Below are 13147 nucleotides of genomic sequence, written 5' to 3'. Positions count from 1 at the left end.
CTGCCTTCTCGTTTTTCAAGAGCGGTACCTGCTTGAATTTATTTTTACCAGACTTATGATCGATTTTAACGTTTCAAACATCTTTGCCTGTTACTGTTCACGCATACGTGCCCAGTAACGGAATTTGCCGTGGCTTCGCATTTAAATACGGCAAATTCCTGCTACCACCACGTTTTCTTACGGCACTTTCGGTTCCAAAAGTGCCTACCCGTATACAGTAACCTTTGCCTTCTTCTAGCTTGCTTATGCTTACCGGCAGAACTTCATCCAGATATCCAGATAAACCGTTGCCGCCAGAATCAGCGCCGCCGCCCCTAACACCAGCGCATGATAGTTTTTATTCTCCATCCGCACCATTACCCGATCCGGGTTTAAAACCAACCAGACAAGCGGCAGAAATGGCAGGTAATAGCGCCCCTGTACGCCGTCGATATAGGTATTACCCGGTCTGGTGAATGCAATGTACATCGAAGTCCAGACCAGCACTGCCGTTCCCGCGCAGAGTATAAATATCCACAGCTTCTGTTTTTTTGACAGACGTTTTCCACAAGATGGCTGCCCGGCTGTGAGGATAACGGCCGCCGAACCGGCGTACAGCGCCCACGGAAATGACATCGTTCCCGTGTGTCCCAGAAGTCCCAGGGAATTTTCGCCCAGCACATAGGACGGAAGCGTCCGGAACAGGTTGCAGATCAGCACCCACGCGTAGGCAAGCGGCTGTCCCAGAATGTACGCCATCTGCCCTTTCTCGCTGGTGCTGTCACCTCTCGTATCCCCGATATCGCGCGGCGCGATCAGAACCGGCAGGATGAAGGATAACATCATCAGACCGCAGATCACGATAAATCCACCCTTCATCAGGTACATTTCCCGTTTAGAACGGAACTTTTCTGCCGGAATCATCAGTCCCAGAAGAATTAGCGGCGCATATACCGCCTTGACGCGGCAGCCCCAGACAAAGGTAAGCACGATAAGCGCATACGCTTTCCAGTCCATTTTCCGCCCGCCAAGCGCCGCTTCCAGAATGCCCGCGAAAGACAGCCACAAAAATGCCGTGACGGTCGGGTCATAGGAATATGCCCCCGCCAGCATCATCGGCTCGGGCATCAGCGCCAGAAATGCCAGGATCGCCTTGCCGACCGGTGTCTTTTTGATGGCAAAATACAAAACTGCCGCATAGACATAGAGATTTCCCAGCCTCCCCAGCTTATACAGGATTCCAAATGGGATATGAAGCAGCCCTCCCGCTTTCAGCGCCAGCGCCGAACCCACATATCCGGTCATCGTCGTTTTGTTGAGATCCGTACTCCAGAGATGTTCACCGTGCCGGTAACCCGCATTCTGATTCAGATACGAAGTGAGCGCCGCCTGCTCGTCCCGACTCTCCGGCTGATTGTACGGCCAGGTATCTACGCCCGTCGTAAACTCCTGTAAAAGCGCCGGTTCCGCCTGCACCGGCGTCCGGTAATTTGCCATCCAGAATGCCTGCGCGAAATGCACTTCCTCATCCCAGCTCACCTTATTTGCCGGGAGCGACAGTGAAAATATTGTTCCAAACGTCAGGGAGATCAGCAGAAATCCAACCTCGATGCGCTTTGCCACGAAATCCCGGAAACAGAGAAGTGCGATCAAAACCGCCGCCGCACACCAGAAAAGTCCCAGCCGGTACCAGTTGATACCTGCCCGCGCCACCGTCGCAAACCCGGTCAGTGCAAGCGGCATCCCGCCAAAATTCATGTAGGAAAGCCCTTCTTCGTCTAGATCCTCCCGCGTAATCAGAAGATCCACGTAGTCCAGCTTCCCATTCACCGGAACCGAAGAAAATTTCAGCACCCGGCAGTTGCGGTCCACGACCATCTTTGCGTTGTGCTCCCGCTGCTCGCCGTAGATGTTGCGGTAACCGAGGCGGACGGTAGCATTTAACAGACCATCGTAATCATAATGGTAAAGAAACTGGCTGACATAGCTGCCGTCCAGCGGAATATGGAGATAACCGCTTGCATCCGAAAGCTGCAGCACCTCTGTATTTTCCACCTGCCGCCTATTCTCTCCAATGGTTTGCCCCGGCTCTCCGGTGATTTCACCCAAACCGTTCTTTTCTGTCTCTACCCGCTCAAATCCGCTCACCTGCACCTCGTCCAGAGCGATCGTCCGCGTCGCCTGCCGCGTCCATCCATTTGCCCGGAGCGCCGGGAAATTGCAGACAAACTCGCCCAGAACACCGATCACAAAGACTGCCACAAGCGCCAGAAGCAGCCGCAGCACATCTTTTTTCTCTATTCGATTGATAAAATGCCTGTTAAACTGCATCTGTACTTCTCCCTTATTTTTCCCGTTTAAATTCGGTAAATTTCTGCTGCCACCACGTTTTCTTACGGCACTTTCGGTTCCAAAAGCGCCTACCCGTGAACCGTGTTTTGTCTTTCAAATCAAGCGCTCTAGCGCACTATCTTCTCCACGCCCCTGTGTTCCAGGATGCGCTCATAATCCTCAATATAATCAACCTCCGCCCAGAAATGCCCGCTGACGTCCTCGACATAGACCGGCTGCTGCCCGGTCATGCTGTAAACAACATTTTCCCACCAGACGCCGTGCTCCTGGCGGTCGATCATCTCCTCCATCCGGCAGATAAATTCCGGCATAAATGCCGCTGAAAACCGTCCGATTCCGATGTACTCGCCCGTCACATCATCCCCGGTCAGCTCTTTTCCATATTTTTTCAAAATTCCATTTTCATAGAAGAACTTATAATCCGCTGTCTCCCGGCGGCTCTCGTCCGCAAACATCACCGGGCTCCTGCCCTGCGCGAGGATCCGGTCAAGCAATTTTTCCTCCAGGTATACGTCACCGTTCATGATCAGCAGATCGTCCCCTGTCAGGAACTCCTTCGCAAACCATGCAGACGCGATGCTGTTTGTCACATCGTAAAACGGGTTGTAGAAAAAGGAAACTCCCTTGTCTGCCAAGACCTCGCGGATCACCTGCGCCTCATAGCCCAGCACGATGCCGATATCCTGGATGCCGCGGGAATGAAGCAGGTCAATCGTGTACTCGATCAGGCACTGCCCGCCGCCGATATCCACCGTACATTTTGGTTTTCCCGACAGATAACGCGAGATCCGGGTTCCCCGTCCCGCTGCCAGAATCAATACTTTCACAGAAGTCCCCTCCTTTGCATATCTTTCCATGCCGCAATCAGGCTGTCATTGTCTTCCGGCGTCAATGCGCCGATATGACCGACACGGAACACCGTGTCGGCAAGCGCGCCGCCGTTCGGGCAGATCCAGATGCCGTATTCATCCTTCAAAATCTCAAAAATCCGATGCGCTGAGACCGCTTTCCCCTCTTTGTCCACGCCCGTCGGGTGAAGCGGCGTCAATGCCGCCGAGAGAGAATTGGAAACGATCTCAAACGGAAGATCTTTTATTTTGCTTCGGAAATCCTCCGCCTGACAGCGGATCCGTGCCTGTTCTGCCGCAAGCCCTTTTTCCTCGATCATCGTCAGCCGTTTATGAAGCTGTAAAAGCACTCCGACCGCTGGTGTAAACGGCGTCTGCCCCCGCTCGCCATTTTTCAGGTAGTCGCGCAGATCAAAATACATCGAGCGGACCGCCGTCTCCTGCACTCTCGCGATCGCACGCGCCCCCAGCACCAGAATTGAGAGTCCCGGCGGAAGTGCCAACGCTTTCTGCGAACCGGTCAGCACCAGATCAACGCCCCATTTTCCCATCCAAAATGGATCGGCAAGAAACGAGCTGACCGCGTCAACCGCCAGAATCAGCTGGTTTCGTCTGCAAAAGTCAGAAATCAGCTCCATATCATAGAGAACGCCCGTGGAAGTCTCATGGACATTGACTAAAAATCCGGTAAATCCTTTTCCCTCATACGGTGCCAGGTCTTCTGCCCGAAGTGCCCGTCCGCTCTCCAGCCGGATCTCCTCGTGAGGAACTTCATGGATATCACAAATTTTCGCAAACCGCGCGCCAAAACTGCCGCCGTTTACGACCAGCACGCGGTCGCGCTCTGTAAAAAGGTTCATGACTGCCGCTTCCATCGCCGCCGTGCCCGAACCTGTCAGAAAAACCGCCCGTGCATCCTCGGGCGCCCCGGTGAACTGCTTCATCAGGCGCTCATTTTCCTTCATAATTGCAGAAAATTCCGGTGTGCGGAAATATGGTACTTCTTCCGCCCCGATCGCCCGGATTTCCTCGTCCATCTGAACCGGTCCTACCGCAAAATTAATCATACATTTCCTCCAAATCTATCTAATGTACTCTCGAAATCTTTCTGTGCTCGATTTTGTGAGATGATTTTTTGTCAGTTGTGCCCAAATTTCTGAGGCGTACGCGGTGCGTACGTTGATAAAATTCGGGTGCGGCTGGCGGAAAATCAGCCACAAAAGCAAGTGCAGAAAGACTCCGAGAGTACATTCTAAACAAGTTCTATATCCCACGTGCCCGTCTCCGGTACATCACAAGCGACGTCAGTCCAAAGCAGGCAGTCAATGCCGCCATCAAAAGCAGATACGAAAGCGATCCGCCCAGCAGTCCTGCCGCGCGTACGCAGGGCGAAGAAATAAGGAGCGCCGCTGCCGTCACACCGACATAACCCAGAAAAATACGTTTCTGCTCCTGCATAATGATGAGTGCATAATAAAACAGATTCACATACGCATTGAACGCACCGCCTAGAATGATAAACACCAGCGCCAGACGGCATTCCCGCAGCATGTACGCAATTTTCGGATATAATATTGAGAGAACCGGGATTCCGAGAATCCAGGCACCCCCGACTGCCAGCACCGTAAGCGCCGCGATGATTGCCGCCAGCCGGCCTACCGTCCCGGCAAATTCCGGGAGCGCATTCCGCTCCCACTGATCCGAGAGTTTCGTGATATACGGGCGAATGACGAAGCCTGCCACCAGATTGATGACGCTGGTCGGCATGAAGATCGCACCGAATACCGCCTGATACTTGTCCGCCATATTGCCCTCGATCGCATATTTCGCGGCAGAAAAAATATAAAAATCCAGGATAACCGATAAAAACAGGACTACATTTTCTTTAAACAACAGCCCGACACGTCCGGAGCGGACCTCCCAGTCCACCTGCGGCAGATGAACGATTACCGAAAAATCAAACAGGCACACGCCCGCCAGCTGCGCCAGTACTGCCGCCAGGCAGGAGCCGACCAGGTTATGGGTCGCATTCAAACAGCCCAAAAAGACACCGACTGATAAAACCGTCCGGAATGCGTTTGATTTGCCCGTCAGATACAGGCGTCCGTCACGCTGAAATTCTGCCTCATAAGCGTCCGCGAAACCGTCGATCACCTTGTACGCTACCATCAAAAATACCGTCGCCGCCTTGACAAAGGCATAGTCCCGGTTGATCACCGTCACATAAAAAAGCCCGGCCACCAGCGCCGCACCACAGGTCATCAGGCGCAGCCGCAGATATTCGCCAAACGTAAACCGCCGCCTCGTATCCGTGATCTGGAACGGGCGGATGCCAAAATAGGCCACCATAAACATATGCTGACCAAATGTAGAATACGCAAAGGAGAAGATACCGCCCTCATCCTCGCCGACAATCTGGATGACCGCGATCGTCAGCACCATGGACGCCAGCGCATAGAGAAAGCTCCCTATCATATTCCAGCTCATATTTCGTTTTTCAATCTGCCCGTCTCCACCAATCAGGGCGTTCGCTAAATATTTTATCACTACAGTATCTCTTCCTTTGAAAATTCCAGCCGGCTCGGTGTGTGTGTTTTGCGCTTCTCAACCGGCGGAAGCTGCATGAAATCGCCGTACATATTTGTCAGCATTTCCTCGATATTTCCCGGAAAATTCATGCGTCTGCCCTCAAATTCCAGCTTCCGGAGCGGATAACAGCGTGTCCGGTCCACGACATTCCAGTATGGGCTTGTGTCCGGCAGAAATGCCATCCGGCGTGTCCGGTATTTATTGTATTTACGGCAGACCCGCTCACAGCGCATCCGCAGCCACTGAGGCGAGATATGGAGCAGCTTCATAGCCTTGTAGACCATCCCGCAGACCGCCCAGATAAGCTTCGCCTTGATGCCCCGCTGCTGCAGCGTCGGGCGCGGAATCGCCCGCAGAATCATCAGCTTACTCCAGAACCATGCCGTCCACGACTGAATCTGATATAGAACCGGGTTGTCCGCCACATTGTCAAGCACATACAGATCCAGAAAGATACCGAACGGACAGTCCACATCCTTCATAACCTCCTCGACAAACACCGTCCCCTTCTTCACCAGACGGGTTGTCATCAGCGGATAATTGGGATATCGCTCTGCATTGAGAACCAGATACCGGTCGCTCATCTTCTTTTCCACGATCCGGAGCAGGTGCTCAAAATCTCGCCGCGGCATCGCAATATCGATATCATCGTCCCAGGGAATAAATCCCTTGTGCCGCAGCGCACCGATTCCCGTTCCGGCTATCCCGAAATATTCCAGATGATAGTCTTCACAGATCCGGATAAAATCATCCAGAATCGACAAAATCTCTCCCTGCAGCTGTTTCAGAACTTCTGGCTCATAAAATTTACTGTCCATATCGATGTCTGTCCCCTCCACCAAGCCCGCAGAATACCCCACTCCTGCCGCAGCCGATCATATTTTCCTTAATAGTACGAGGGTATTCTACTATATTTTAAAGGAAAAGTAAACCGCGGCTACTTTTTACCTTCTTTCCCAGGTTCCCACACCTCTATCTCCCGCTTCCATCCAAACAGATGTCCCGGAAGCGAATATGCCGCTCCGATCCCCAGCCCGATTGCGATCGCCATCTTGATTGTATCCATGCCATACTGGAGCGCCAGCGCTTCCTGTCCCATGAAGAAGTTGTAGGCGGTATAGTAGATCGCCGCTCCGGGCACAAGCGGGAAGATGCCGCATACCAGAAAGAGGATCGTCGGCGCTTTCCGCTGTATCGCCAGACAGCGCGACAGCATCGTCAAGACCGCGCTCGCCGCGAAGGTCCCGATGATCGGCGTCTGATAAGCTGCCATGACCGCCAGATACACGCCCCAGCCGACTGCACCGCAGATACCACAGTCCAGCCAATACTTCTTCGGGACTCCAAACAGTGCCGAAAAGGCGGCAGTTCCGACACAGGCCGCCAGAAGCTGCCCCAGAATTTCCCCTGTCATTTCCATCAGAGCATACCTCCCATCGCAAACATCCAGAACCGCAGTGCCACACCAACTCCGATCGCAATACAGCCCGCCGTCAAAAAGGCGTCTACAAAACGGATCAGACCGGATAAATAATCATTTTCCAAAAAATTCCGGATCGAATTGGTCAGCGGCACACCCGGCGCCAGCGTGAACACAGCTCCGATCATGACATGATCCAGGCTTTCTCCCAGCCCGATCCAGCACAGCAAACAACAGCACAATGCAAGCACGCTGCTCGTCATGATCGTCTGCATCATCCGGGACGAAGAAAAGCGCGGAGCTGCGTATAAAAGGAACAAATACAGCAGCACTCCCGCCACAAATGCCGCCGCCGTATCGCGCAGGCTGCCCTGGAACAGGTAACAAAATCCAGCGCTTCCAATTCCTGCCGCCAGAACCTTTCCCCGATTTTCGAGCACTTTCATCTGTTCAATCTGCTCAAGGCGCATCCGCATCTCATAAGGACCGCATTTACCCGCCGCAATCTTTCTCGACAGATCATTTAAGGCATCCACCCGGCATAGAATCGTAGGTGCCAGCGGCACATAACAGATACGGCTGGAATAAAACCGCCCGTCAATCACCACATTTGAAAAAATTCCATTCGCAATCACATACGCATTAAATGCTTCAAGACGCAGCGCCCGCGCCGCATACTCCATCGCCTGCTCCGCCCGGAATACCTCCCCGCCGTTAGAAAGAATCGCATTTCCCAGACGGGTCACCAAACGGAATCGCTCGATCTGGGAACAATCCTCGATCGAAGCACGTACTATTTCCTTCATTCTGTTTCTCCCCCTGTTTTTTATTTTCTGTCCACCCGTTTTCTCTATCCCATTCTCCTGCCTCTTCTATCCTCTCACTGATTCACTTTTCCAAATCTGCCGCCCATTTCAGCCTTTTCAAAAAAAAACGTTCCATTTTGAATTAAATTTGCCCGCCACAACTCCCCCTTTGGTTGACGTTCCACTGAAAATCCTGTATAGTGGATATATTATATTAAAGAATGATGCCGCAAGGGGGATATATCTATGGATCATAATGTTACCATCGGTGCCAAGGTGAAAGCCTTCCGTACCGCAAAAAAATACACACTGAAACAGCTCAGCGAAGAGTCCGGTCTGTCCATCGGCTTTCTTTCCCAGTTGGAGCGCGGTCTCTCTTCGATCGCAATCGACTCTCTGGCAAAGCTTGCTACGATTCTCGGAGTCAGTCTGTCTTCGTTCTTTGACTCCTCCGCCGATCAGGAGAAATCCCCGGTCAGCCGGAGTTTTGCCATGCACTGTTCCCAGATCAACCCCCAGATCGTACAGTACCTGGTCAATGGAAATGCACAGGGATTCGCCTGTCTTCCGCGTATCTTCCACCTGATGCCGTCCGCTACCACAAGCTCTGAAAACCAGCTTGAGATGAATCAGCACGACGGTGAAGAATTTATCTACGTTCTGGAGGGTATCCTGACCGTATATCTGGACGGCAACGAATACTGCCTGAATCCGGGCGACAGTATCCAGATCCACTCCCAGACTCCGCATGACTGGGTCAACAACACAAACCGTGTCGTTAAGATTCTGACCGTACACACGCCGAATCCGTTTGTTCATGGGAATGAAGTCGTATTTTAATTACAGTCTGCGCGGTATAGAAACATAATAAAAGCTGTCTCTTTTAGAATTTCAAGATGTTTTTATTTTCTTTTTGGTTTTCCCATCTCAGGAAACAAAAACTCCTGCACTTCTGAAAAAGACAGCTTTTTCATATCTTTTACACCGTATACACCATTTTTCCTGCCAGATACACTTCCAGCACATCATCCAGCGCACGAATATTCTTTGAGACATCCCCCTTTACAATCAGCAAATCGCCAGCCAATCCTTCTTTCAGGCTGCCTGTCTCGTTCTCAATGCCAAGCACGCTTGCCGCGTTGTAGGTTGCCGTGCGGATCGCCTCCATCGGCGTGATTCCATAGTCTACCATATAGCCGAGTTCCTGATGAATCGGAAGCGGCGGTGCCTTGTAAAGCACCATATCGCTGCCTGCCAGCACCGTAACCCCTGTGTCATAGAGCTTTTTAAAATTATCCCGGTATGCCTCAAACGCCGGTTTGAAAAATGCCTGATCGTGAACGACTCTGGCGGCAATCGGGTTATCCATGTCCACACCCGCCTCGATCATCTGCTTCGTCTGCTCATACAAATACGTGTACGCCGTGATCGTCGGCGTCCACGCGATTCCTTTTTTCGCCATCTGGCGCGCCTGCGCCTCTGTTAAAAAGGTTCCGTGCTCGATCGTGTCAAATCCCGCGTCAATACACATCTGAATCGACGGCTGCGTACCCGAATGAACCGCGATCTTCACCCCCTGGCGGTGCGCCTCATCGACCGCTGCATCCAGCTCTTCCTGGGTAAATTCCGGGATATCGCCACGGTTGCTCGTCAGGATCTTGACCCAGTCAGCTCCCGCACGCAGCTGTCTTCGGATAGCGGCGCGCACGCCCCACGGGCTGTCCGCCTCCTCGACCCCATCCTGATGTCCGTGTCCACCGGTCATGCAGATACCTGCGTCCGCATGGATGATTCGCGGAACCGTCACATACCCCTTCTGCCCTGCCAGACGCAGCTGCTTCATCAGATTGGGCGGACAGGACAGATCGCGCACCGTCGTAATGCCGAGCCGCAGCGACTGTTTCGCCTGTTCCAGCGCATAGTATGCCACCATATAATCATCATAATTATCCAGATCCGGCTGGCTGTAGTAGTAGCCGAAATGCACATGCATATCAAACAGTCCCGGCAGGATCGTCGCCTCGCCGTAATCCTTTACCATCTCTTCCGGGTAGCGCCCCGCCGCTTCCGCAGCGTCTCCTATCCAGCCGATTTTTCCCTCTTTATCCAGATACACCGCCTGATCCTGCAAGCAGGTTCTGCCATCTCCGGTAATTAAATACTTTGCCCTTAGAATCATTTTCACGGACTTCCTTTCTCTTTTTCATAAGCATGAAATTTTCAGTCGAATATCGTCATTTCACGCAGTTTTTCAGTTTTCTATATCGTAACACCGGGATTTTGTTCTTGTCAATATTGGAATGCGGAGTATCCGGTGAAACCTGTTTTAAAAAAAATGGGCAAGCAGAAAAAGAGCGGCACACATTTCTGCATACCGCCCAAACCAGCGACTGTCCACACACAAGCAGTCACTCTGAATTGATTCATTTTATTTTTTAGTAGAACAATCTGTTTACCGCACTGAAGATACCGCGGATAGATGCTCTCGTAATGTTAGAGCTGATGCCGACACCGTAGGTTGCCCGGCCGCTCTTTACATCCATCAGATGGATGTAGGACGCTGCCTGTGCGCCGGAACCGGAACGAAGTGCATGCTCGTTGTAGTCCAGAACACGGATCTCGATGCCAAGTGCCTCCTCGATCGCTCTCTGTACCGCATCGATCGGTCCGTTACCTACGCCCTCAACGGTGCGCTCGGTGTCATGAGCGGTAAAGGTAAGAGTTGCAACGGTTGCGAATGCGCCGCCCTCGTACTCCTTGTCTGTGATCTGGCATTTTTTGAAGTGCATCGGCTCTTTTCTGTCCAGGTAGTTTGCACGGAACTCGTCCATGATCTGCTCCGGAGCTACCTCGCCCTGCTTCTCTGCAATCTTCTGGATAATGTCAGCAAACTCTTTGTGCATTCCCTTCGGAAGACGGAATCCGTAGAAGGAATCCATGACGAAGGCTACGCCGCCCTTGCCGGACTGGCTGTTGATGCGGACAACCGGCTCGTACTCGCGTCCGATATCACTCGGATCGATCGGCAGGTACGGAACCTCCCAGATGCCATCGGTTCTCTTCTGAAGCGCCTGCATACCCTTGCTGATCGCATCCTGATGGGAACCGGAAAATGCGGTAAATACCAGCTTGCCTGCATACGGATGTCTCGGATCAACGGTCATCTTTGTGCAGCGCTCGCAAACCTCGGTGATCTCCTTTACATTTTCCAGATTCAACTCCGGGTTGATACCCTGCGAGAACATATTGTAAGCGATATTTAATATGTCGATATTACCAGTACGCTCGCCGTTTCCAAGCAGTGTACCCTCGACACGGTCTGCACCTGCCAAGAGAGCCAGCTCGGTCGCTGCAATGCCGGTACCACGGTCATTGTGCGGATGGATACTTAAAATAATGCTGTCACGGTTCTTAAAATGCCTGTTCATCCACTCGATCTGGTCTGCGTATACGTTCGGAGTCGTCATCTCAACCGTTGCCGGAAGGTTGATGATGATCTTATTGTCCGGGGTTGCGCCCCACTCTTCCTGTACAGCGGTGCAGATATCCAGTGCAAAATCAAGCTCGGTTCCGGTAAAGCTCTCCGGAGAGTACTCAAGGATTACTTTTCCGTCGTAATCTTTCATATATTTCTTTACCATGCGGGTACCATCGATCGCGATCTGCTTTACTTCCTCGCGGTCTGCATGGAATACAACCTCACGCTGTAAGGTAGAAGTCGAATTGTAAATATGTACGATCGCCTTCGGAATACCCTGGATGGCATCAAAGGTTCTCTTGATCAGGTGCTCGCGGCACTGGGTCAGAACCTGTACAACTACGTCGTCCGGGATAAGCTTGCGTTCTACTAACTGGCGCAGGAAATCGTACTCGATCTGGGAAGCTGCCGGGAAGCCAATCTCGATCTCTTTAAATCCAAGTTTTACCAGGAGGTTGAACATCTCAATCTTCTCCTCTACGACCATCGGCTCAACCAGTGCCTGGTTGCCGTCGCGCAGGTCAACGCTGCACCAGATCGGCGCTTTCTCAATCTCTTTATTCGGCCACTCACGCTCCGGGTAATCTACCACCGGAACTCTCTTATATTTCTTGTAATTTAACATGTCTTTCTCCTCCATCACTCTATAATGTACTCTCGGAGTCTTTTCTGCACCTGCTTTTGTGGCTGATTTTCCGCCAGCCGCACCCGAATTTCAGAGGCGGACGCAACGCCAACGCCTCAGAAATTTGGGCACAACTGACAAAAAAATCATCTCACAAAATCAAGCACAGAAAGATTCCAAGAGCACATTACCCCTGGTCGCTTTCCAGGTACCTCATCATCAAAAAACGCAGTTCCTATCATCCTAAGCTTTGGAGTCGATAGATCACGCCGTACCTTTTAACAATGAATAAAATTACTGATTCTGGTCTAACCCCATCATAATCATCCCTTTTCTATCATAAAAGAAATTATTTCGATTATAAATTATACCATCGGAAATAAAGGATATCAAGAGAAAAACGGGGCAATTACAGGTGTTCTGGCATTACTGTACACGCATACGTGCCCAGTAACTTCTGGCATCTCTTACATAAAATTATCTATTTTTTCTGTCCTCTGGTTTTTTCATCTTCTGTCTCCAGGACCGTATCAGATGCGCCGCCAGCCGGTTTCCAAAATACCCCGCCGCGCACCCCACAATCATGCCGCCCAAAACATCGGTCGGGTAATGCACATATAAATACATTCTTGAAAACGCCATCAGGATCGCCAGAGGCAGCGTGATTTTCCACCATTTTTTCGCCCCGGCAAAGTACAGAGCCGCGACCGCAGCAAACGAAGCTGCCGTATGCCCCGACGGGAAGGAATAGTCCGCCGGGCGGGCAATGATCAGCTGAACTGTCTGATTCACATCGCACGGACGGATCCGGCAAACCATAGGCTTTAGTAAGATATTACAGATGATCGCATCCAGACAGAGCGCTACCGCCAGCGCAGCTCCCCATCTTCTCGTCCGCGGAATCATAAGCAGCAGGCATGTAAACAGAATCCAAATCATTCCTGCATTTCCAAGCCGCGAAATAAACACCATCCAGACATCGCCCACCGGCGTCCGCATCTGCTGAATCCAATCCAGTATTTGTAACTCCATTTTCATTTTGCTCCCTCT

At 51.8% G+C, this 13147-nt stretch carries 11 protein-coding genes; 1 reads left to right on the top strand and 10 read right to left on the bottom strand.

The genetic code is table 11. The annotated features are described in order from the left end of the window. Positions 1 to 249: 249 nt before the first annotated feature. The 7 genes from DW739_RS07035 to DW739_RS07000 all read right to left on the bottom strand — a co-directional run bounded on the left by DW739_RS07035 (position 250) and on the right by DW739_RS07000 (position 7994). On the bottom strand, positions 250 to 2310 hold the full coding sequence (locus tag DW739_RS07035) for a DUF2142 domain-containing protein (RefSeq protein ID WP_118742827.1): 2061 nt from the start codon (positions 2308 to 2310) through the stop codon (positions 250 to 252). 128 nt (positions 2311 to 2438) lie between these two features. Next, positions 2439 to 3158 carry a phosphocholine cytidylyltransferase family protein gene (locus DW739_RS07030; protein ID WP_118742826.1) on the bottom strand — a complete coding sequence of 240 codons (720 nt, stop codon included), beginning with the start codon at positions 3156 to 3158 and terminating at the stop codon, positions 2439 to 2441. Further along, entirely contained in the window at positions 3155 to 4246 is a 1092-nt protein-coding gene (locus DW739_RS07025; protein ID WP_117796851.1) for an aminotransferase class V-fold PLP-dependent enzyme, read from the bottom strand. The genes DW739_RS07030 and DW739_RS07025 overlap by 4 nt, the downstream gene beginning before the upstream one ends. Before the next feature lie 196 nt (positions 4247 to 4442). Then, positions 4443 to 5726: a lipopolysaccharide biosynthesis protein gene (locus DW739_RS07015; RefSeq protein ID WP_347560986.1), complete on the bottom strand. Its 1284-nt coding sequence runs from the start codon at positions 5724 to 5726 to the stop codon at positions 4443 to 4445. Next, the gene (locus DW739_RS07010; RefSeq protein ID WP_022360039.1) at positions 5726 to 6586 is read right to left on the bottom strand and encodes a LicD family protein; all 861 of its coding nucleotides are present in this window, start codon (positions 6584 to 6586) and stop codon (positions 5726 to 5728) included. The genes DW739_RS07015 and DW739_RS07010 overlap by 1 nt, the downstream gene beginning before the upstream one ends. A gap of 119 nt (positions 6587 to 6705) precedes the next feature. Next, on the bottom strand, positions 6706 to 7188 hold the full coding sequence (locus DW739_RS07005) for a threonine/serine exporter family protein (RefSeq protein ID WP_242995817.1): 483 nt from the start codon (positions 7186 to 7188) through the stop codon (positions 6706 to 6708). Next, a complete protein-coding gene (locus DW739_RS07000; protein ID WP_117796850.1) occupies positions 7188 to 7994 on the bottom strand; it encodes a threonine/serine exporter family protein in 807 nt (268 codons plus the stop codon). The genes DW739_RS07005 and DW739_RS07000 overlap by 1 nt, the downstream gene beginning before the upstream one ends. A gap of 246 nt (positions 7995 to 8240) precedes the next feature. Between DW739_RS07000 and DW739_RS06995 the strand changes: the two genes are divergently transcribed. After that, on the top strand, positions 8241 to 8834 hold the full coding sequence (locus DW739_RS06995; RefSeq protein WP_118471454.1) for a cupin domain-containing protein: 594 nt from the start codon (positions 8241 to 8243) through the stop codon (positions 8832 to 8834). Positions 8835 to 8973: 139 nt separating this feature from the next. Here the strand turns inward: DW739_RS06995 and DW739_RS06990 are convergent, their stop codons facing one another. The 3 genes from DW739_RS06990 to DW739_RS06980 form a co-directional block, all read right to left on the bottom strand. Next, on the bottom strand, positions 8974 to 10173 hold the full coding sequence (locus DW739_RS06990) for an amidohydrolase family protein (protein WP_118742825.1): 1200 nt from the start codon (positions 10171 to 10173) through the stop codon (positions 8974 to 8976). A gap of 256 nt (positions 10174 to 10429) precedes the next feature. After that, positions 10430 to 12097, bottom strand: coding sequence for a 2-isopropylmalate synthase (leuA, locus tag DW739_RS06985; RefSeq protein WP_118471458.1), 1668 nt, complete (start codon positions 12095 to 12097; stop codon positions 10430 to 10432). Positions 12098 to 12574: 477 nt separating this feature from the next. Beyond that, positions 12575 to 13129: a phosphatase PAP2 family protein gene (locus DW739_RS06980; protein ID WP_333491420.1), complete on the bottom strand. Its 555-nt coding sequence runs from the start codon at positions 13127 to 13129 to the stop codon at positions 12575 to 12577. Positions 13130 to 13147: the final 18 nt, after the last annotated feature.

Origin of the sequence: Clostridium sp. AM28-20LB, from assembly GCF_003480665.1 — a bacterium.
Lineage (GTDB): Bacteria > Bacillota > Clostridia > Lachnospirales > Lachnospiraceae > Otoolea > Otoolea fessa.
Note: the sequence above shows the minus strand (reverse complement) of the source record. Positions and strands in the feature narration are given on the sequence as shown.